18 protein-coding genes are annotated in these 20592 nt (G+C 67.6%); 6 read left to right on the top strand and 12 right to left on the bottom strand.

Features of this window, described 5'->3' with window-relative positions; genetic code table 11:
* Positions 1-114 precede the first annotated feature (114 nt).
* Positions 115-540, top strand: coding sequence for an OsmC family peroxiredoxin (locus tag B4F19_RS05845; RefSeq protein ID WP_292733337.1), 426 nt, complete (start codon positions 115-117; stop codon positions 538-540).
* Positions 533-1444 (top strand): TIGR01777 family oxidoreductase, encoded by a 912-nt coding sequence (locus B4F19_RS05840; RefSeq protein WP_292733334.1) that lies wholly within the window; start codon positions 533-535, stop codon positions 1442-1444. The genes B4F19_RS05845 and B4F19_RS05840 overlap by 8 nt, the downstream gene beginning before the upstream one ends.
* Before the next feature lie 10 nt (positions 1445-1454).
* On the opposite strand, the gene B4F19_RS05835 is transcribed toward B4F19_RS05840, so the two are convergent.
* The 6 genes from B4F19_RS05835 to B4F19_RS05810 all read right to left on the bottom strand — a co-directional run bounded on the left by B4F19_RS05835 (position 1455) and on the right by B4F19_RS05810 (position 9279).
* Complete coding sequence (locus B4F19_RS05835) at positions 1455-1907, bottom strand: hypothetical protein (RefSeq protein WP_292733331.1); 453 nt, start codon at positions 1905-1907, stop codon at positions 1455-1457.
* Positions 1904-2734 (bottom strand): 4-hydroxy-tetrahydrodipicolinate reductase, encoded by an 831-nt coding sequence (gene dapB, locus B4F19_RS05830; RefSeq protein WP_292733328.1) that lies wholly within the window; start codon positions 2732-2734, stop codon positions 1904-1906. The genes B4F19_RS05835 and dapB overlap by 4 nt, the downstream gene beginning before the upstream one ends.
* Before the next feature lie 42 nt (positions 2735-2776).
* Complete coding sequence (locus tag B4F19_RS05825) at positions 2777-3379, bottom strand: histidine phosphatase family protein (protein ID WP_292733325.1); 603 nt, start codon at positions 3377-3379, stop codon at positions 2777-2779.
* 66 nt (positions 3380-3445) lie between these two features.
* On the bottom strand, positions 3446-4471 hold the full coding sequence (locus B4F19_RS05820) for an aldo/keto reductase (protein WP_292733323.1): 1026 nt from the start codon (positions 4469-4471) through the stop codon (positions 3446-3448).
* Positions 4472-4671: 200 nt separating this feature from the next.
* Entirely contained in the window at positions 4672-6951 is a 2280-nt protein-coding gene (locus B4F19_RS05815; protein WP_228177733.1) for a polyribonucleotide nucleotidyltransferase, read from the bottom strand.
* Between the two features lie 249 nt (positions 6952-7200).
* Positions 7201-9279 carry a glycosyltransferase gene (locus B4F19_RS05810; protein WP_292733320.1) on the bottom strand — a complete coding sequence of 693 codons (2079 nt, stop codon included), beginning with the start codon at positions 9277-9279 and terminating at the stop codon, positions 7201-7203.
* Positions 9280-9429: 150 nt separating this feature from the next.
* Between B4F19_RS05810 and B4F19_RS05805 the strand changes: the two genes are divergently transcribed.
* The 4 genes from B4F19_RS05805 (at position 9430) to B4F19_RS05790 (ending at position 14011) form a co-directional block, all read left to right on the top strand.
* On the top strand, positions 9430-10044 hold the full coding sequence (locus B4F19_RS05805; protein WP_292733317.1) for a DedA family protein: 615 nt from the start codon (positions 9430-9432) through the stop codon (positions 10042-10044).
* 186 nt (positions 10045-10230) lie between these two features.
* Positions 10231-11013, top strand: coding sequence for a DeoR/GlpR family DNA-binding transcription regulator (locus B4F19_RS05800; protein WP_292733314.1), 783 nt, complete (start codon positions 10231-10233; stop codon positions 11011-11013).
* Positions 11010-11975 (top strand): 1-phosphofructokinase family hexose kinase, encoded by a 966-nt coding sequence (locus tag B4F19_RS05795; protein ID WP_292733311.1) that lies wholly within the window; start codon positions 11010-11012, stop codon positions 11973-11975. The genes B4F19_RS05800 and B4F19_RS05795 overlap by 4 nt, the downstream gene beginning before the upstream one ends.
* Before the next feature lie 20 nt (positions 11976-11995).
* Complete coding sequence (locus B4F19_RS05790) at positions 11996-14011, top strand: PTS fructose transporter subunit IIABC (RefSeq protein ID WP_292733308.1); 2016 nt, start codon at positions 11996-11998, stop codon at positions 14009-14011.
* Positions 14012-14063: 52 nt separating this feature from the next.
* Here B4F19_RS05790 and B4F19_RS05785 read toward each other — a convergent pair whose 3' ends face one another.
* The 6 genes from B4F19_RS05785 to efeU all read right to left on the bottom strand — a co-directional run bounded on the left by B4F19_RS05785 (position 14064) and on the right by efeU (position 20448).
* Positions 14064-14705 carry an FMN reductase gene (locus B4F19_RS05785; protein WP_292733305.1) on the bottom strand — a complete coding sequence of 214 codons (642 nt, stop codon included), beginning with the start codon at positions 14703-14705 and terminating at the stop codon, positions 14064-14066.
* 1 nt (position 14706) lies between these two features.
* Entirely contained in the window at positions 14707-15903 is a 1197-nt protein-coding gene (locus B4F19_RS05780; RefSeq protein WP_292733397.1) for an LLM class flavin-dependent oxidoreductase, read from the bottom strand.
* A 90-nt stretch (positions 15904-15993) separates the two neighbouring features.
* Positions 15994-16908 (bottom strand): alpha/beta fold hydrolase, encoded by a 915-nt coding sequence (locus B4F19_RS05775; protein ID WP_292733302.1) that lies wholly within the window; start codon positions 16906-16908, stop codon positions 15994-15996.
* A 48-nt stretch (positions 16909-16956) separates the two neighbouring features.
* Positions 16957-18246 (bottom strand): iron uptake transporter deferrochelatase/peroxidase subunit, encoded by a 1290-nt coding sequence (efeB, locus tag B4F19_RS05770; protein ID WP_292733298.1) that lies wholly within the window; start codon positions 18244-18246, stop codon positions 16957-16959.
* 2 nt (positions 18247-18248) lie between these two features.
* Positions 18249-19481, bottom strand: coding sequence for an iron uptake system protein EfeO (efeO, locus tag B4F19_RS05765; RefSeq protein WP_228177724.1), 1233 nt, complete (start codon positions 19479-19481; stop codon positions 18249-18251).
* The gene (gene efeU, locus B4F19_RS05760) at positions 19462-20448 is read right to left on the bottom strand and encodes an iron uptake transporter permease EfeU (RefSeq protein ID WP_292733295.1); all 987 of its coding nucleotides are present in this window, start codon (positions 20446-20448) and stop codon (positions 19462-19464) included. Before efeU ends, efeO begins: the two co-directional genes overlap by 20 nt.
* Positions 20449-20592 lie beyond the last annotated feature (144 nt).

Here is a 20592-nt window from a genome sequence, read left to right as displayed (position 1 = left end):
GGATATCCGGCCGGCGGCGCGGGTTTGGTCAGGAGCCTGCCCTCCCCCGCGAAACGCCGTTAGGCTGACCGCGGAAGCGCCCACTCCGGGTGCATGACGACCAGGGAGGTCCCCATGTCCGTGACGAGCGAAGCCACCACCGTCTGGAACGGCAGCCTGACCGATGGATCGGGAACAGTGACGTTCGACAGTTCGCACCTCGGCACTTTCGATGTCAACTGGAAGGCCCGCAGCGAAGGGTCCTCGACAGTCACCACACCCGAAGAACTCATTGCGGCAGCCCACGCGTCCTGCTTCAGCATGGCGTTCTCGCACGAGCTCACCCAGAACGGCACGCCCCCCGAGTCAGTGCGCTGCTCGGCAGCTGTCACTTTCATTCCCGGCACGGGCATCACCGGAAGCCACCTCAACGTGCACGCGTCGGTCCCGGGCCTTTCCCAGGAAGACTTCGATCGCATCGCGAGCGCCGCGAAGGCCGGATGCCCGGTCTCGGCAGCTCTGGCGGGAATTGAAATCACCCTCGAGGCGACGCTTGCCTGAGTCGGCTCCGCGACACGTCGTCATCGGTGGAGCGTCCGGCCTCATCGGCCGGACGCTCGCCGCGAGTCTGCGGGCCGACGGCGTCCGCGTGACGACCCTCGTCCGCACGCGCGACGCGGGTGCTGACGAGGTGCCGTGGCTCGTCGACTCCGACGTGCTCGACCCGGCAGTGCTGGACGGCGCTGACGCGGTCATCGGGTTGAACGGAGCGAGCATCGGCCGATTCCCTTGGACGTCGTCGTACAAGCACACGCTGCTGTGGTCGCGCGTCACGCCGACCCGCGCCGTGGCACGCGCCGTACGGGAGTTGGGCGAGAGCGCACCGCACTTCGTGTCGGCATCCGCCGTCGGCTACTACGGCACGCATCCCGGTGGCCCGATCGCCGAGGACGCCCCCCGCGGCGACGGATTCCTCGCTGATCTGTGCGGCGAGTGGGAAAGCGCCGCGTACGGCGCCGGCGACAATGCGCGCGTCACGACGCTGCGAACAGCGCCGATCATTCACCGTGATGGTGTGCTCAAACCCCTGATCCTGCTCACGAAGCTCGGGCTCAGCGGGCCGCTGGGGCGAGGCACGCAAGTGTGGCCGTGGATCTCGCTGGATGACGAGGTCCGAGCGATCCGGCACGTCATCGACACCGGCACGATGGGGCCCGTGAACCTGTGCGGCCCGACCCGAGCCACCGCGAACGACATCGGCTTCGCCCTGGCGCGAGAGCTGAACCGACCGTACCTGCTGCGCGCCCCGGAGTGGGGCCTGAAGCTTGTACTGGGGTCAGACCCGACCGAGTCGCTCTTGACCACGGACGCCTACCTGATCCCCGAGGTGCTCGCCGCCTCCGGCTTCTCGTGGACGCACGAGAGCGCGGAGGACGCCGTTCGGGCGGCGGTCGGCCAGAGCTGACGGTTATCGGTCAGCTCTGCTGACCCCGCCCGCGCTCGAGCCGGATTGCGGTTCGCGCTGCGGCCCGTGCGCGACGTCGGTCACCAGCCGCGTCATAGACGATCCCGAGCCGATACCAGGCCCGCCAGTCGTCGGGTGCGCTTTCGACATCCGCTTTGAAACGGGGGAAAAGCGCATCCCCGTCAGCGCGCACGACGCGCCCACTCGGGCGCACCGCGACGAGATCATCAGGCAGCTCACCCTCGGCCTCGAGGCGCCGACCGAGTTGCTCGGCCCGCACACCGAACCACAGCTCCCGCGCAAGCGCCCAGATCGCGATGATCGGCAGCACCACCAGCACCGCTCCCATCGCCACCCCGACCGGGTCGCCGCTGACCAGCAGCAGCCACGCCCGCTGGGCTACCAGGGCGATGTACAGCAGCAGGAGCGCAGCCATCACCGCGACGGCGATGCGCGAACTCATGCGCCGGTGGCGCGGGCTACCTGCCCCGGCACGCCGCCCTCATCCACGGGCGGCTGGTCGACGAACGCCGGTAGGCGAACCCCGATGTCGAGGAAAGCGTCAAGCCCGATCAGGACTCGGCCGGGTTCGACTCCGGCGACGCGCCGCGAGACTGCTCCGAGCACGAGGCGGATGCCTGGCGCGTAGGCGGCTGCAGGGTCGATGGTGTCGTGGGTGAGGGTGAGCGTCTCCCCCGGTCCCGAAAGCAGGACGCTCTGGCTTGCAACCACTCCGGGCCTCCGGAGGGAATGGATGGGAACGCTCGCAACCTGCTGCCCTCGCGCCCGCTGGTCGACATGGGGGGCGGCGACGGGACCGGCATCCGCACGGGCCGCAGCGATCAGCTCGGCGGTGCGCACCGCCGTACCCGACGGCGAGTCGATCTTGGTCTCACGGTGGGCTTCGATGATCTCGATCGACGAGAAGAAGGGGGCCGCAGCAGCAGACAGCGCCGAGCCGATCACTGATCCGAGCGAGAAATTCGGGATGAACACCGCCCGGATCCCGGCCTGTTCGATTTCGGGCCGCACGCGCGCGATGCGTTCGGCCGACCACCCCGAAGTCCCGACGATGATGTCGATGCCCCGCTCGGCTGCGGCCTTGACGATGTCGATCGACACCGCGGGAGTTGTCGCATCCACGACGAGGTCGGCGCCATCGAGCTCTGACATCGCTGAGCGCGAATCGAGCTCGGAGTGGACCTCGAATCCGGGCTCAGCAGCAACGACGTCGCGGATGATTCCGCCGAGCTTTCCCGTGGCACCGACGATGGCGACGCGTGTGGTCATGGGCTCCAGCCTATCCGCGGCAACCGGCAGTCTCGGCGTAGCTCAGAACGCGTAGGCCTCGGGAAGCCCCGTGCGGTCTTCGACCGGCAGGTGCGCGAGGTCGTTGTGCGACAGCAGGGTCCACGGCCTTCCCTGCTTCTGCGCGAGCACCGTCAGACCGCAATTGGCCTGATTCAGCGTCATCCACTTCCACTCGGGAGCCTGCAGGACCTCGCGAACGAACCACCCGATGACGAAGTTATGCGTCACGAGCAGTTCATGGACTTCGCCGGATTTACGCACCAGGAACGCATTGACGGCGTCGGCCATCTGCGCACGGCCGGCCTCGATCTCTTCCTCGGTGACAGCTCCGAAGAACGGCTCGAACACGGCGGGGGTCTCCTCGACCATGCCGGTGGGAACGCAGTCGAACAGCAGAGCGGAGGGCGTCGGGGCCAGCGCCGGCATCCGCTCCGCGATCGCCCGCGCCGTCTCGGCGGCACGGTCGAGCGGGGAATGCCACAGCGCGTTGAAGGGGATTCCCGAGAGGCGGTCGGCCAGGAGCGCTGCTTGGCGCTTGCCGCGCGGCGAGAGGGGTCCGTCGATCAGGCCATGCTCGGCATCCAGATGTTCACCGTGGCGAACGAGGTAGATGTAGTGGGTCACGGGGCCGCTTCCTCGACGTGCTCGGAACAGTCCTACCCTAACCTCTCGGCCCCGAGGCGGGGTGACTCAGTCTGCCGCGCGGGCGATATCTGCCAGCTGGGCGCGGGTGAGTCGCACACCCACGCCCTGGACGAGCTCGTCGACCTGATGCGGGGCGAACGCGTTGATGATCGGCGCCGTGATGATGCGCTGCGCAAGAAGCCAGGCCACGGCTACCGAGGCGTTCGTGACACCCAGATCCGCAGCGATTGCGTCCAGGGCCTTCAGGGTGCGTGTACCGCGGCGGTTGACGTTCGCGGTGATCTGCTTCGCGCGAACCGACAGCGGTCCGTTCATGCGGTCGCGGTGCAACCCCGAGAGGAACCCGTGCTCGAGGGCGTGCGAGGGTGTCACCGCCATCGACTGGGCGTTGGCCACCAGACGCAGGTCGCCGTCGAACTCATGCCGCCGCAACACGTTGAAGGGAACATCCAGCACCGAGATGCGCGGATAACCCGCCGAGCACAGGATGCGCGCCTCCACGAGCTGCGCAGCCTGATAGCCGATCGCTCCAATCGCGCGCACCTTACCCGCGCTGATGAGCCACTCCGCGGTGGCGAGTGTCTCTTCGACCGCGGTGGTCGTGTCAGCACGAGCGTCAAGGTACAGAACGTCGATGCGGTCGGTGCCGAGCCGCGTGAGCGAAGCCTCTGCAGCGCGCACGAGATCTACCGGCCCGAGTCCCGGGTGGTCGGGATGCGCACCGACGCGAACGGCGAGAACGATGTCATCCCGGATGCCGCGGTCTGCCATCCATCGGCCGATGATGTGTTCGCTGCGCCCGCCCGAGAAGCTGTCAGCGGTGTGAATGGCGTTGCCGCCTGCCCGAACGTACGTGTCGAGGATCTCGTGGCTCGTGGCCGCGTCAACCGTCCAGCCAAACTCACCGCCGCCAAGAATGAGGGGAAAGACCGACATGCCCGTCTCGCCGAGGTCGACGCGCACGCTCGAGCCGAGCGGCTGCCCGAGGACGGGGATTGGGGCTGACGGGTGGGCGGGGTTCACCGCTCCGGCTCCTGCCGTTGCCGCGGCACCGAGGCCAAAAGCAGCCATTCCCTCACCCCCTTCACGGTATCCGTGGTGGTGAGTGACGGATGCCGACGCGCTCCCCGGCGCGTGTTTCGAGGTTACGGCTTACCGGCGGCGGCGCGGCGACGCCAGGCAACACAGGCGTGAATATTACATAACGCTTCGATCACGCCGAACGCGAGAACGCCCGCCCCCGGAGGGACGGGCGTTCTCGACAACGGGTATCAGCCTTCCGCGGGAGCCTCGGGACCCTCGTTTGCTGCGGCACGGCCCTCCTGATCGGCGGGCTCGTCGATCACGGGCTCAAGGGAGAGCTTGCCGCGGTCGTCGATCTTGGTGATTTTGACCAGCAGCTTCTGCCCGACCGACAGGACATCGTCGACGTTTTCGACACGCTTGCCACCGGCGAGCTTGCGGACCTCGCTGATGTGGAGCAGGCCGTCCTTGCCCGGAAGTAGCGAGACGAACGCCCCGAACGTCGCGATCTTGACGACGGTTCCGAGGAACTGCTCGCCGACCTCCGGGTTGGTGGGGTTGGCGATCGCGTTGACCTGGGCGCGGGCCGCCTCGGCCGACGGACCGTCGGTAGCGCCGATGTACACGGTGCCGTCCTCTTCGATGGAGATGTCGGCGCCGGTCGCATCCTGGATCGCGTTGATCGTCTTGCCCTTGGGCCCGATCAGCTCACCGATCTTGTCGACGGGGATCTGCACGCTGATCACGCGCGGCGCCGTCGGAGCCATTTCATCGGGGCCGTCGATAGCAGCGTTGATGACGTTCAGGATCGTCAGGCGCGCTTCCTTGGCCTGCGTGAGCGCAGCCGAGAGCACAGACGACGGGATGCCGTCGAGCTTCGTGTCGAGCTGGATAGCGGTGACGAACTCGCTCGTGCCGGCGACCTTGAAGTCCATGTCGCCCAGAGCGTCTTCTGCACCGAGGATGTCGGTGAGCGCCGCGTAGCGGGTCTGACCGTCGACCTCGTCCGAGACGAGGCCCATCGCAATACCGGCGACGGGCGCGCGAAGCGGCACACCCGCGTTCAGCAGCGACAGCGTCGAGGCACACACCGAGCCCATCGAGGTCGATCCGTTGGAGCCGAGCGCCTCGGACACCTGACGGATCGCGTAGGGGAACTCCTCGCGCGGGGGCAGCACCGGCACGAGCGCACGCTCGGCCAAGAACCCGTGGCCGATCTCGCGGCGCTTCGGGCTTCCCACGCGACCGGTCTCACCGGTCGAGTACGGCGGGAAGTTGTAGTGGTGCATGTACCGCTTGCTCGTCGTGGGCGAGAGCGAGTCGATCTGCTGCTCCATCTTGAGCATGTTCAGCGTCGTGACGCCCAGGATCTGGGTCTCACCGCGCTGGAAGATCGCTGAACCGTGCACACGCGGGATCACCTGGACCTCGGCATCCAGCGGACGGATGTCGGCAAGCCCACGGCCGTCGATGCGGACACCGTCGGTGAGGATGCGACCACGAACGATCTTCTTGGTCACCGACTTGTACGCTGCCGAGAATTCACCCAGAGCCGTTTCGGGCAGCTCACCGGCTTCAACGGCGGCGACCAGCTCTGCCTTGACGGCATCCTTGAGCTCATCGTCGGAGTTCTGACGCTCGACCTTGTCGGCGATCTGGTAGATCGGGACGAGCTTGTCGTAAGCGCGACCGGCGACGAAGTCGTAGGTCTCGTCGGCGTACGCGGGGAAGACCGGGTAGGGCTGGATCTCCTTCGCGGCGGTGTTCGCGACGACGTTCTGCGCGGCCACGAGCTCCTTGATGAAGGGCTTGGAGGCCTCCAGGCCCTGCGCGACGATCTCTTCGCTGGGCTTGGTGGCGCCGCCCTTGATGAGGTTCCAGCTACCTTCGGTGGCCTCGGCCTCGACCATCATGATCGCGACGTCACCGTCGGGCAGGACGCGCCCGGCGACGATCAGGTCGAAGACCGCATCCTCGAGCTGCTCGGCCTTGGGGAACGCGACCCACTGGTCGGCGTGCTCGCCGTGGCCGGGGATCAGCGCGAGGCGTACACCGGCAATGGGACCCGAGAAAGGCAGACCGGAGATCTGGGTCGAGAGGGATGCCGCGTTGATCGCGAGCGCGTCGTAGAACTCACCCGGCGCGATCGAGAGCACCGTGACAACGATCTGCACCTCGTTGCGCAGCCCCGAGACGAACGAGGGGCGCAGCGGACGGTCGATCAGACGGCAGACCAGGATCGCCTCGGTCGAGGGGCGACCCTCACGACGGAAAAACGAACCGGGGATCTTTCCGGCGGCGTAGGAGCGCTCTTCGACATCCACCGTCAGGGGGAAGAAGTCGAAGCCCTCGCGAGGGTGCTTTCCGGCGCTCGTCGCCGAGAGCAGCATGGTTTCTTCGTCGAGGTACGCGGCAACAGCGCCCTGAGCCTGCTGGGCCAGGCGTCCGGTCTCGAACCGGACGGTGCGGGTGCCGAAGCGGCCGTTGTCGAGAACGGCTTCAGCGGCGGTGATTTCAGGACCTTCCAAGAGGTCTCTCCTTCTTTGTTTTGACTCGCGCACCCGTGTGGCGCGCGAGCACATGCGAAGGAGCAGGAACAGGCAGTATCGAGCGTGCGGCATAACGCCGCGTGAATCGTCGGCGCTGGCCACCAGTAGAAGACCACCCGGCGCAACACGACGGGGAACCCACCACAGGGGACCAGCTTCCTGCCGGCCTGCTCCATGAAGCTCACTGTGAAGTTGAGCGGATGCCGTAAGGCAACCCGGACGATCCTATCAGGGGCGCACTCGCCGTGTCGGGTCGGCGCCCGGCGACTCCGCTCCGTCACGCACCGGGCTCGCTCCGGCATCCGGCACGACCGGCGACTCGGAAACGGTCGCCGGCCGCCGCGAGATCGTTACGTAATCCGCATGCTTCGCGCTCAAGCCGTCCCCCGCGGTTCGTCCACGGAGTCGCCGCCAGAGCCAGGGCACCGCATCGCGACGAACCCAGCCGCGCGGGTTCGGGTCGTCATCGTCATGGAAAGCCGAGTCGAGCGTCGCCAGCTCGTCAGCGTACGGGACGCCGAGCGCCTCAGCAGCCCGGTAGGCAACGAAGCGATGACCCTTCGACCGGAAGTGGACCTTGTCGTCGGCCCACATGTCGAGGTCACTGATCGCCGGCTGGGCCTCAAGATCCAGCAGCATGCAGCCGGTGCTGGCCGCAATGCGTCTGATTTCGGAGTTGTAGACGGCAACGCGGCGAGCGAAGATCATGGCTGCGGGCCGCCGGGGAAGAACGATGCTCACCAGCAGCACATCGATCCCGCGGGACCGCAAATCCACGACCGCCCGTTCGAGCCCCTTCGCCAGGATGAGCGGATCGGCTCCGCGGCTGACCAGGTCGTTTGCGCCCATGAACACCGACACCAGATCGGGTGCCATCTCCAGCGCGCGCGGGAGCTGCTCGTCGAGGAGGTCCCGGATCTTGCGGCTGCGCACAGCGAGATTCGCGTACCGGAACGGCTCCGCGCTCGCTGGAAGTCTCGCCTCTCGGGCGCCGGCCAACAGATCCGCGAGACGGTCGGCCCACCCGCGATACTGACCTTTCGGCATCCGCGATGTGTCGCACAGCCCCTCGGTCAAGGAATCACCGAGGGCAACGAAACGCGACCACCGCGGGGTTCCCTCCGTCGCGGGTGCGGGCGGAGCTGCGGGGCGAGTCGCCGCACGCGCGAACAGGGCGTCATCGATCGGGCGGAGCATCCGGGCCTCTGCGTAGTGACCGACAAGCTGGCGGCCCAGAGCCTCCCAGGTGCGCTCGCGCACGGATTCGCGGGCCGCGGCCGCAAAGGCTCGCCGCTTGGATTCGTCTCCGATGAGGTCTGACACGCGCGCGCGGAGATCAATGAGGTCGCCCGGCCGATAGAGCCATCCGTCGACGCTGCTGCGAACCAGATCGACCGGCCCGCCTGTGCCCGTCGCGACGACGGGAACTCCAGCCGCGAGAGCCTCCTGAATCGTCTGACCGAACGTCTCGCTCTCGCCGGGGTGAACGAAGACATCGAAGGATGCCATCGCCTCGCCGAGAGCGTCGCCGGACAGGTGTCCGAGAAAGACAGCGCGCGGGAGGGACCGTTCGAGCGCTGGTCTTGACGGTCCGTCACCGACGATCACGAGGCGGCTTCCCGGAAGATCGTGCAGCGCGGCGAGATCTTCGACCTGCTTCTCGGGGGCGAGCCGGCCCACGTAGCCGATGATCGTCTCACCCGGGGCCACGCGCTGGCGCCACGCAGCGCTCCGGTGCTCGGGAGCGAATCGGATGGCATCCACTCCCCGCCCCCACCGGCGGAGGCGATCAATGCCGAGACCTTCGAGCTGAGACATGCTCGCCGAAGACGGCACCAGGGTCAACGTCGAACGCCGGTGCAAGCGCGCCAGGTGCGACTGCACGATCGATGTCGCAGCCGGCAGCCCGTACTTCTGGGCATAAGCGACGACATCCGTCTGGTAGACCGCGACAACCGGAACCTTCAGCGCGTCGGCAGCGGCAGTTCCCTGCCAGCCCAGCACGAAGGGCGATGCCAGGTGAATGACATCGGGTCGAAACTCGCCCAGGTGCGCCGCGAGCTTCGCCGCGCGAGCGAACACGACCCGCACCTGTGGGTACGAGGGCAGCGGCACCGACCGCAGCATTGTCGTGCGAGCGCCGGACAGATCAGCGCCGCGCAGATCCGTCTCAACGTCGCCTGCCTTGGGTGCGATGACAAGGGTTTCGTGTCCCTCGTTCGCGAGATGACGAAGGATCTGGAGCACCGAGCCGGTGACTCCGTTCATGTGGGGGAGGAACGATTCCGCCAATACCGCGACTCTCACGGCTCCAGGGTGACGCCTGTCGGATCGCCGAACACGCTGAGGCAGGCACGGTCGCCGAGAGTTCACCGGATGCACGCTAGCGCGTCACCGGACGTGCCCCGTTCCGTCTCCGTTCACCCGCGCGTGTTACCCAGAAGTGTGATCGATGAGGTGCTGACGCACGTTGCCGGCAGCCCCTGGGCACTCCCTCTCATGTTCGCGCTCGTCCTCGCCGACAGCCTCCTGGTGCTGGTCCCGGGAGAGGTCGCCGTGACCGCCTTCGGTGCGCTCGCTGTCACCGTCGGCTCACCGCCACTCCTGGGCGTTGTGCTACTGGCCGCGGTCGCAGCGTTCCTCGGCGACATGATCGTGTACGTCGTCGGGCGCCGCGTCGGGCTGGACCGGTGGGCGTGGATGCGGGGTCGCAGAGTGAGTGCCGCCATCGGCTGGGCCCACCGGCGACTGCACCGATCGAGCGCGACAGTAGTCTTCACAGCCCGGTTCATCCCGTTCGCCCGATTGGCGGTGAATCTGACGGCTGGAGCATCGCGGGTTCCGGCTCCTCGATACCTCATTCTTGTTGCCGCGGCCGCCACGGGATGGGCGGTGTATCAGGCTGCAGTCGGAGCGATCGTCGGACGACTGGTTCCGGGTGGACCCGTGGTCGCCGTCCTCATCTCCATCGGTGTCGCGATCGTGTTGGGGATCGTCATCGACCTGATCGTGACGCGCATCTCATCCGCGCAGGGCAGCCGCTCCCCCGGCGCTAAAGACACCTCCGCGTAGCTCGCGCCGCAGTTCGAGATGCCCGCGGTGGCCGTGCCCCAGCCTCCGGGGCGGATCCAGCACGCCAGCGGCATCCGCGGTCGCGCGACCGAAATGCAGATTAACTCTTGTAACCTCACACATACACAGCTAATCTCACACATACACAGATTTCGACGTCACGGATGACGCCGGGTGGGAGAACACATGTACGCGACGGAGCGCCAGCAGCGCATCGCGGGAATCGTCACCGACGAGGGCCGGGCATCGGTAACCGCCCTGTCAGCTCTGTTCGGCGTCGCACAAGAAACGATCCGCCGCGATCTTGATCAGTTGCAGGCCGACGGCGTGCTCCTGCGCGTGCACGGGGGCGCGGTTCCCGCGGGTCGAACGAGCGCCGCCGAGCCGAGTCTGGCGGCCCGCGAAGCCACGGCGACCGAAGCCAAGGAACACATCGCCGCGGCGGCGCTCGATCTGATCCCCCGCGGTCTCGGCGGGGCCGTGCACATCGACGCGGGGTCAACGGCAGCACGCGTCGCCCGGCTTCTGGCCGCCCGAGAGGACGGCAACGCTTCGCTCACGCTCATCACCAACTCCGTGATCACCGCGTCGACGCTCAGCCACCTCACCACCCCGGCGGTGCGCGTGATCGGCGGAAGACTGCGAGCGGTGACCGGCGCGCTGGTCGGCGCAGGAGCCATCGACCAGATCGCGGGCTTGCGGCCGGATGTGGCAATCATTGGGACCAACGCCGTAAACGCCAGATTCGGGCTGAGCACACCTGACGAGGCCGAAGCCGAGGTCAAACGAGCCGCTGTCGCCTCGGCGCGGCGTGTGATCGTCGTCGCTGACGCATCGAAGCTCGGCGAAGAATCGCTCGTACGGTTCGGAGGGCTCGATGACATCGACGCCCTCGTGACCGACGGCGAACCGGATGCCGACCTGAGCGCTGCCCTGCGCGCAGCCGACGTGGATCTGGTGCGCGCATGATCGTCACCGTCACGATCAACCCGAGCGTCGATCGCACCATTCAGCTCCCCTCGCCCCTCGTTCGCGATGCGGTCCTTCGCGCGAGCGCCGTCAGCTCGCAGGCAGCCGGCAAGGGCGTCAACGTCTCGCGAGCGCTGGCTCACGCATCCGTCGCGACCCGCGCCATCGTTCGCGCCGACTACCACGACCCCTATGTTCGTGAACTCGTCGAAAGCGGGCTGGCCGTGGTCACGGTCGATCCCGGCGCGAGCGTGCGCACCAATATCTCTCTCGTCGAACCCGACGGCACCACGACGAAGATCAACGAGCCCGGTTCACCCCTGAGCGCCGCCGCCGTCGCAGCCCTTCACGACGTCGTGGCCGCGGAGGCCCCCCGGGCGAGCTGGGTGGTTCTTGCCGGTTCGCTCCCCCCGGGCGCCGATGTCGAACTGCTCGCCGATCTGGCGCGGACGGCACGGATGGCAGCGCCCGCCGTCCGAATCGCGGTAGACACCTCGGGCGCACCCCTTACCGCACTGCGCACCGCGGGCGTGCGGATCGATCTGATCAAACCCAACCTCGAAGAACTCGCCGAGCTGACCGGGTCGAACCCCGCGACTCTAGGCACACCGGAGGCCGTGGCCAGCGCGTGCACGGCACTGCGGGCCGACGGTATCGCCGCCGTGCTGGCAACGCTCGGCGCCGCCGGCGCGGTCCTCGCCTCGGCCGATGGCGCCTGGCACGCCACCCACCCGCCGGTGATCGCCCGCAGCACCGTCGGCGCTGGCGACTCATCCTTGGCCGGCTACCTCATCGCCGACGCCGAAAGGCTCTCGCCTGCTGCGCGCCTAGCACGCGCCGTGGCCTACGGCTCGGCCGCCGTTTCCCTACCCGGGACCACCATCCCGCGCCCCACAGACACCCGCCCTGACCAGGTCACGGTCACCGAACTACACCTGCCCGCCATGGTCACAGCACCGTGACGTTCTTCGAAGGAGAGAACATGTCAATCATCACCCCGGAGCTCGTCGCTCTCGATGTCGCGTTGGGCGCGACATCCGGGGACGTCATCGATGCCCTCAGCACCATCGTCGCCGGCGCGGGTCGCGCCACTGATGCCCACGCGCTGGCGGCAGACGCCCACGCCCGTGAGGCGCAGACCTCAACCGGGATGCCCGGCGGGATCGCTATACCCCACTGCCGCACGGCTGCCGTGACGGAGCCCACACTCGCGTTCGCACGCCTGTCGGATCCGGTGGACTTCGGCGACGATGACCCGAGCGATCTCGTGTTCTTCATCGCCGCGCCGATCGGAGCCGACACCGATCACCTCGCGATCCTCTCCACGATCGCCCGCGCGCTGGTGCGCGAGGAGTTCGTCGACGCGCTCCGCGCCGCGACCTCGGCCCCCGAAGTCGTCAGCCTGATCGACGAGGCGATCGCCCCCGCTCCTGCCGCGAACGCCGCGGCGCCGGCGTCGTCGGATCAGCGCGTGCTCGTGGCCGTCACCGCCTGCCCGACCGGCATCGCCCACACCTACATGGCAGCCGACGCCCTCGTCGCCGAAGCGAAGAAGCGCGGCATCCGACTCGAGGTCGAGACACAGGGCTCGAGCGGGTCGACCGCCCTTGATCCTGCCCTCATCGCCGCCGCCGACGCGGTGATCTTCGCCGTCGACGTGGACGTGCGCGATCGGGCACGCTTCGCCGGAAAGCCCGTCGTCCAGGGGCCCGTCAAGCGAGGCGTCGAAGCTCCCGGAGCCATGATCGATGAGGCGTTGGCCGCGGCCGCGAACCCGGATGCTGCGCGGGTCGCGGGTACCGAGACCACGACGGCGACAACCGATACCGCCAGCGAACACGCCGGGCGCAAGCTGCAACGCTGGCTGCTCACCGGCGTCAGCTACATGATCCCCTTCGTTGCCGGCGGTGGCCTGCTCATCGCCATCGGCTTCGGCCTCGCGGGATACGACATCAATGCGACGGCCAGCGACATCGTCGCGTCGTCGTCCCTGTGGAACCTTCCCGACGGCGGTTTCTGGACGTATATCGGCGCCGTCGCCTTTGTCATCGGTGCAGCTTCCATGGGCTTCCTGGTCCCCGCGCTTGCGGGCTTCATCGCCTACGCAATGGCCGACCGCCCCGGCATCGCACCGGGATTCGTGGTCGGCACGATCGCCGTCATGATGAACGCCGGCTTCCTCGGCGGCATCGTCGGCGGCCTCCTCGCGGGCCTCGTCGCAGCCTCGCTCACCCGCATCCCGGCACCCCGCTGGCTGCGTGGCCTGATGCCGGTCGTCATCATTCCGCTGTTGGCATCGATCGCCGCATCCGGAGCCATGATCCTCTTCCTCGGCGGACCGATTGCCTGGCTGATGACGACACTGACCGATTGGCTCAACAGCCTGACCGGCGTCGGGATCGTGCTGCTGGGCGTCATCCTTGGCCTCATGATGTGCTTCGACCTCGGCGGACCTGTCAACAAGGTCGCTTACTCGTTCGCCGTCGCGGGCCTCGGCGCTGCGTCGTTGGCCAACCAGGTGCCTCTGGAGATCATGGCTGCCGTCATGGCATCGGGCATGGTGCCGCCGCTGGGACTCGCTCTTGCCTCGACGGTGCTTGCCCGCAAGCAGTTCACTCCCGTGGAGCGCGAGAACGGTGTCGCGGCGTGGCTGCTCGGTGCATCCTTCATCTCCGAGGGTGCGATCCCCTTCGCCGCAGCCGACCCGCTGCGCGTCATCCCCGCATCCATGCTCGGTGGCGCCGTGACCGGTGCGCTCTCGATGGCCTTCGGGGTCACCTCGCAGGCACCCCACGGTGGAGTCTTCGTGCTCTTCGCCGTCGGGAACATCCTGTGGTTCCTGCTGTCGATCGCGATCGGCGCCGTCATCACCGCTGTCGCGGTCATCGGCCTCAAGCGCATCGGCCGCCGGCCGAGCGCCGCGACTGTCGAGGCCGCGGGAGCTGCCGACGACACCGAGGCCAGCGGCGTGCTCGCCAGCGGCGCAGCCCGGGCCTGAGAACTCACGATGCCCCGGCCGTCGGGTGCGGCCGGGGCATCGTGTATCTGCGTCAGTCGGCGCTGAGTCCGCCCAGCAGGCTCTCGAACGAGCGACCCTCACCGAGGTAGGTCGCCGGGTCGAACGGGTCCTCAGCAGCTGTCGCGCCCCGACGGGCGACGGCATCCGCGAGCTCTCCCGCGGCCCGCTCAGTGCGCGAACGTAGCGAGGATGCTCCCTCGCCGCCGGCCCAGTCTTCCGATGCCGCGAACACGGATGTTGAGACCGGGTTGGCGTGCAGGTAGGTGAACAGCGGGCGCATCGCGTACTCGAGTGCCAACGAGTGGCGTGGTGACCCGCCGGTGGCTGCCAGCAGCACCGGCATCCCCCGCAACGAGTCCGGATCCAGGATGTCGAGGAACGACTTGAACAGACCGGAGTAGCTCGTCGTAAAGATGGGCGTGACGGCGATGAGGGCGTCTGCCGAGGTCACGGTCTCGATCGCCTCAGCGAGCCCCCGGCGCGCGAACCCGGTGAGGAGATTGTCGGTGATCGCATGAGCGTGCTCGCGCAGCTCAATCATATCCGCCCCGACCTCGATCTCACGCTCTGCCAGCTGTGCACGAACGGCCTCCGCCAGCCTGTCGGCAAGCAGCCTCGTCGATGACGGGTTCGAGAGCCCCGCGGTGACGACCGCGATGCGGCGCGTGGTCATCTCACGCCCCCTGACGTGTCGCTGCGGCACCGAATGCGGCACCTGCAAGCGGCGCGCTGTCACGGTACGGGGAGCCGCCGGTGACGTTGTCGCCGCGGTTGGGCCGCGGCCGAGCTTCACGCGCTCCCCCGGCCGCTGCTACCAGGCTCTCGTGTGTCGGAGCGTCGGCGACGCCTGCCGGGCGATCCTTCGCGAGCTCCTTACGGAGCACCGGCACGACCTCGCCGCCGAGCATGTCGAGTTGCTCGAGAACGGCCTTCAGGGGCAGGCCCGCGTGGTCGATCAAGAACATCTGGCGCTGGTAGTCACCGAAGTGCTCCCGCATCGCCGCGTACCGATCGATGACCTGCTGCGGCGAACCCACCGTCAGCGGCGTCATTTCGGTGAAGTCCTCCAGGCTCGGTCCGTTGCCGTAGACCGGCGCGTTATCGAAGTATGGGCGGAACTCCCGCACTGCCTCCTGCGAGTTTCGATGCATGTACACCTGCCCACCGAGCCCGACGATCGCCTGCTCCGGGGTGCCGTGACCGTAGTGCTCGAACCGCTCGCGATAGAGGGTGACCAGCCGCTGGAAGTGCTCCTTGGGCCAGAAGATGTTGTTCGCGAAGAAACCGTCGCCGTAGTACGCGGCCTGCTCGGCGATCTCGGGGGTGCGGATGGAGCCGTGCCAGACAAACGGCGGTACCCCATCGAGGGGACGCGGCGTCGACGTGAACCCCTGCAGCGGCGTGCGGAATTGACCCTGCCAGTCCACGACATCCTCGCGCCAGAGTCGGTGAAGCAGTGCGTAGTTCTCGACGGCAAGGTTCAGGCCCTGACGGATGTCCTTTCCGAACCACGGATACACCGGGCCCGTATTGCCGCGACCGAGGATGAGGTCAGCCCGGCCACCTGAGACGTGCTGGAGCATCGCATAGTCTTCAGCGATCTTCACGGGGTCATTGGTTGTGATCAGGGTCGTGGCAGTCGAGAGCAGGATGCGCTCGGTCTGGCCCGCGATGTAGGCGAGGGTCGTCGTCGGCGAAGAAGACCAGAACGGCGGGTTGTGGTGCTCGCCCAGGGCGAAGACGTCAAGTCCCACCTCCTCGGCGTGCTTGGCGATCTGCAGCGTCGCCCGGATCCGCTCAGCCTCGCTGGGAGTGTGACCTGTCGTGGGGTCTTCCGTGATGTCGCTGACGGTGAAGATCCCGAACTGCATCTGGCTCATCGTGCTCTCCGCTCCCGGTCGCGGGGTATGCGGCCGATCTATGCAAGTGAATGTATCTTGTGCAACGCGGTGCCGGCGAATCTATTCCCCGGCATCGACAGGATCGGGCAGACCGTCGACCTCGGCAAACATCGCGAGCATGTCGCGCACCAGCTGATGGGGTGCCGTCTCGCACGGGCTATGTCCCGTTTCGTAGACCGCCACTTGCGCGCCAATGCGCCGTGCGTACGCGACGTATTGCTCGGTGGGCCACAGGTCATGTGCCCCCGTCGCGACGAGCGTGGGCACGGATGCCGCGCGCACCGCATCCGCGACATCCGGCATCCGCATCATGAGCCCGACGATGTCATCGACGCTTTCGCGACGGGTCAGAGCGAATCGCTCACGAACGAAGGCGATGCGTTGCGGCGGGACCCGGTTGAGGTTGTTCCGGATGCCCCACAGCAGGAGTGAGGCGCCGCTTCGCGGGCCCGCGAGACTACTGAACCGGCCGATTCGCTTCACGCCCCGGAATACCTGCCCGGTGGCGGGCGGAGTGGACAACAGGGTGAGTGTTGCGAACAGTTCCGGACGCTCGGCGACGATCAGCTGAGACACGAGTCCGGCAAAGGAGTACCCGAGCACGTGGGCGCTCGCGCCGTCCTCAAGGACGGCGGTCAGGTCTTCGATGAACAGCGGATAGTCGTAGCGGGTCCGGGGCGGATCGAGGTTCTCGGGGCCGGCATCCCTCGACTCGTACTGGCCCGCAAGGTCGTACGCCTCCACGCGGTAGCCTGCCTCGGCGAGGAGCGGCAGCATGAGCGTGAAGTCCTCTTTGGAACCTGTCACGCCGGGAAAGAGCACCACCCGTCCGCGCGCGCCGCTACCGAGACTCACCCGTGCGAGCTTCCCGCTCGGGGCATCGAACTGGTCACGCACAGTCCCGGCGGGGAAGACCCGCCAGTCGAGGTCGGGAATCGCCGCATCCCGCTCGCGGGCGTCATCGGTAAGCGTCATCGACGCCCGAGACTACTCCAGCAGCGCTCGCGCAGGCAGTATTCCGGGCTACGAGAACAGCGCGGCGCCGACGAACGAGCCTTCCGAGGGCGCCGGCGGGATGGCCCAGATGCCCGATCCGATCGTGAGGAGATACTCCATCATGAGGTCGGTTGCGACCGAGCGCTGCACCGTGATGAACCGATCCGGCGAGCGCACGTAGCCGAGGAAGAACAGCCCAGCATCCAGCCTGCCGAGCACGGTGTTTCCATCGACGTAGTTGTAGCCGCGACGCAGCATCCGGATGCCGCCGTTGTGGTCGGGATGCGCCCGCGCGACGTGGGATGCAGGGTCGATGGCGGTTCCACCGGATGCCGAGAGCGTGGCGAAGTCAGGAGCGGTGAACTCGTCGCCTCCGCTCAAGGGGGCACCGCTGCCTTTGGCGCGGCCGGTGATCTGCTCCTGCTCGACGAGGCGAACCCGGTCCCACGTCTCGATCTTCATCGCGATCTTGCGGGCGACGAGATACGAGCCCCCGGCGAGCCAGGCTGGGCCATCCTCGGACGAGACCCAGACGTGCTCGGCGAGCGCATCCTCGTCGGTCGCCAGGAGGTTGGCGGTGCCGTCTTTGAACCCGAAGAGATTTCGCGGGGTCTGCTGCTGCGCTGACGTTCGTGAGGTGCGACCGAACCCGAGCTGCGACCAACGGAGGCGCGCTCGTCCAAACGCGATGCGGCTGAGGTTGCGCACGGCGTGCACGGCGACCTGCGGATCATCGGCACAGGCCTGGATGCACAGGTCGCCACCGGTGTGGTTTGGGTCGAGGTCGTCACCGAGGAACGGTGGCAGGGGCGCGAGCGCCTCAGGCGCCTGGGCTGCGATTCCGAAACGATCTGCTCCGTCCGCGGTGCGGAACAGCGTAGGCCCGAAACCGAAGGTGATGGTCAGATTGCTCGCCGGCAGCCCGAGCGCCTCACCGGTATCGTCCGGTGGCGCCTCCGGTGAGCCGCCCACGGCTCCGGAGGCGCTGACCTCGAGCCCGAGCATCATTCTCGACGCGGCATAGCTCCAGTCCTGGAGCAGTTCGACCAGTTCCTCGCGGCTGGTCGTGTCCATCACGTCGAAGGCTGCGAAGTGAAGGTGGTCTTGCACCTCCGTCGTGATCCCGGACTGATGCTCCCCGAAGAAGGGGTGCGTGTCGGCGCGCGGCGCGGCCTGCGCGTCCGAGACGCGCGCCACCACCGCGGCGCCGCCGACGCCGACGGCGACCCCCGCGGCGCCGGCACCCAGCGCCAGGCCGAGCAGGCCTCGCCTGCTCAGCCCGGCCACCGGGCGTTCCTGCGATGCAGGATTGGTCATACTCACTCCAGGACTGTCACCGTCAGCTGCGACAGCGGCTCGGCGAGGGTGTTGATCTGGTCGGACAGCGTGCGCTTGTCAGCCTCCGTCAGTGTGCCGTATGAGACGAATCCGTCGCTGAGCGAGCCGAACTCCGCCAGCTCCGCCTCCAGCTGAGCGTATCCATCGTCGATCAGCGCGACGAGTTCCTCCCCGTCGGGGCCACTCGAGAGCGCGAAGTCGCGGACGAGTGAGAAGGCCATCTTCGACCCCTCGACGTTGGCGGCGAAGTCGTACAGGTCGGTACCCGACCACCAGTCCTCCTCGCCGCTGATCTTGCCGGTCGCTACCTCATCGAGCAGGGCGATTGCGCCGTTGGAAACGCCCGCGATGCCCTGCGACTCGAGTGTGTCCACGAACTCCTGACCGTGCACGTAGTCGTACAGTTCCTGCACATCGGCGATGAGCAGGTCACCGAAGTCAGCCCGCTGCTCGGGCGTCGACGGCGCCCAGTCCTGCCATGCCAGGGTCACACCATCGGAGTTGAGGGCATCGGTCGCGGGGACCCAGAGATCCTTTTCGATCCGGTGGAAGCCCGTCCAGTCGATGCCGTCCGCGACGGCGTCGACCTCACGGAAATCGATGCGGGGGTCGAGGTCACCCAGCGCCTCTGCCACGGGCTCGATGCGCTCGTAATACGCGCGCACCTGCGGGAACATCGCGCGGGCGGTGTCGTCGTCGCCCGCGACATAGGCTGCGACGAAATCGTCGACGGCGGGAACGAGCTGACCCACCTGATCCTTCACGAATGCCGCGTACAGATCCACCGCCTGCTGCTTGAGTTCGGCATCCTGAGCGTCCACCTCGACTGCCTCACCGGTGACGGCGAAAGCCGCGCGGCCCACGCCATCGCCGATCATTCCCGGTTTGCACAGCGTGTAGTAGTCGCCGGGCTGGGCCAGAACCGTGAGAGTGCGCGATGCGCCGGGGGCGATGTTCTCGACCTCGCCGACGATCCGTAGCCCGTCGCTGGCGAGCAGATAGAACTCTGTGGTCTCCGAGCCTGCGTTCGTCACCGCGAAGTTCAGCGTGCCACTGGCAGAGCTGGCAGAGGAGATCTCGCACGAGTCATCCGTCGAGGTGACGGTGAGCGCGTCGCCTGCTGCCTGATCGGCGCGGGCCACGCAGCCAGCGAGGACGAGGGAGCCGACCGCGGTCGCGGCGACCAGGGTGAGGCTACGAGAGAGGGTGTTCATGGGTCTCCTTGCTGTGGGGACTGAGAGCGGACGAGTGAAGGTTCGAGTCGGCCGTGTCCGTCGTGGGGCCGGCGGTCGGCGGTGTAGGCGCCGGAGACGGCGACGCGGTGACCGCGCGCACGAGGAAGAGAGCGCCGACGACCCCGACGTAGAGCATCCAGGCGATCACTTGTAACCAGCTCATGCGGGCGGTGAATCCGATGGTTGCCTGCAGGATGCCGGCAGCCGGGCTCGTGGGGTCGAACGCGGTGGTGAGATCAAAGGCCCAGCCGAACGGGAATCCTGACCAACCGACCGCGACGACTCCGTCCACGACGGGCGCGAGAACTGTGTTCGGACCCGGGAGGACGCCCGCCTCCTGCAGATCTCCGATGCCGTAGGCCAGCACGCCCGCCGCGACCACGATCAGGAATGCGCCGGTCCAGGTGAAGAAGCGGCGGAGGTTCAGGCGCAGCATCCCGCGGGCGACGAGCCAGCCGAGGACTGCCGCGCACAGGATGCCGAGCACGGCGCCGGCGAGCGACTCCGGCGCGTTACCGAACGATTGCACCATCGACCACAGCAGAAGCGTCGTCTCCACGCCCTCCCGGGCGACCGAGACGAACCCCAGAACGACGATGCCCCACAGTCCGCCGGTGGCGATAGCCCGGTCGACGCCGCTGCGCAGTCCGCTCGCGAGCGTTCGCGCGTGGTTCTGCATCCAGAAGATCATCCAGGTGACCATCGCGACAGCCAGCAGGGACAGCAGTCCCCCGATGATCTCCTGCGCTTCAAAGGTCAGAGCGTAGGCACCGAACGTGAAGAAGGCTCCGATCGCGAGCGCCAGCGCAATCGCACCCGCGACCCCCAGCCACAGGCGCGGCAGCACGTCGCGGCGCCCCAGCTGTGTGAGATACGCCACCAGGATGCCGACGACAAGCGCCGCTTCGAGCCCTTCGCGAAGGCCGATCAGAAAGCTAGCGAGCACGCGGATCCTCGGGGTGAATTCGGTAAGCCTTACCTAAGCGTTCCGAGACTACTCCCCCGCCCCTCGGCTGAGCAATTCCCACCCGCACCCCCACATCAACGACGAAGGGCCGCCCCACACCGTGGGACGACCCTTCGAGAAAGC

Origin of the sequence: Microbacterium sp. UBA1097 (assembly GCF_002313585.1) — a bacterium.
Classification (GTDB): Bacteria; Actinomycetota; Actinomycetes; order Actinomycetales; family Microbacteriaceae; genus Microbacterium.
This window is presented reverse-complemented; position numbering and strand designations above follow the sequence as displayed.

Coding starts and splice junctions, on each gene's coding strand:
- B4F19_RS05845 (WP_292733337.1), top strand. CDS start 115: ATGTCCGTGACGAGCGAAGCCACCACCGTCTGGAACGGCAGCCTGACC.
- B4F19_RS05780 (WP_292733397.1), bottom strand. CDS start 15,903: ATGCAGTTCGGGATCTTCACCGTCAGCGACATCACGGAAGACCCCACG.
- B4F19_RS05795 (WP_292733311.1), top strand. CDS start 11,010: ATGATCGTCACCGTCACGATCAACCCGAGCGTCGATCGCACCATTCAG.
- B4F19_RS05835 (WP_292733331.1), bottom strand. CDS start 1,907: ATGAGTTCGCGCATCGCCGTCGCGGTGATGGCTGCGCTCCTGCTGCTG.
- B4F19_RS05800 (WP_292733314.1), top strand. CDS start 10,231: ATGTACGCGACGGAGCGCCAGCAGCGCATCGCGGGAATCGTCACCGAC.
- B4F19_RS05790 (WP_292733308.1), top strand. CDS start 11,996: ATGTCAATCATCACCCCGGAGCTCGTCGCTCTCGATGTCGCGTTGGGC.
- efeB (WP_292733298.1), bottom strand. CDS start 18,246: ATGACCAATCCTGCATCGCAGGAACGCCCGGTGGCCGGGCTGAGCAGG.
- B4F19_RS05820 (WP_292733323.1), bottom strand. CDS start 4,471: ATGGCTGCTTTTGGCCTCGGTGCCGCGGCAACGGCAGGAGCCGGAGCG.
- B4F19_RS05785 (WP_292733305.1), bottom strand. CDS start 14,705: ATGACCACGCGCCGCATCGCGGTCGTCACCGCGGGGCTCTCGAACCCG.
- efeO (WP_228177724.1), bottom strand. CDS start 19,481: ATGAACACCCTCTCTCGTAGCCTCACCCTGGTCGCCGCGACCGCGGTC.
- dapB (WP_292733328.1), bottom strand. CDS start 2,734: ATGACCACACGCGTCGCCATCGTCGGTGCCACGGGAAAGCTCGGCGGA.
- B4F19_RS05775 (WP_292733302.1), bottom strand. CDS start 16,908: ATGACGCTTACCGATGACGCCCGCGAGCGGGATGCGGCGATTCCCGAC.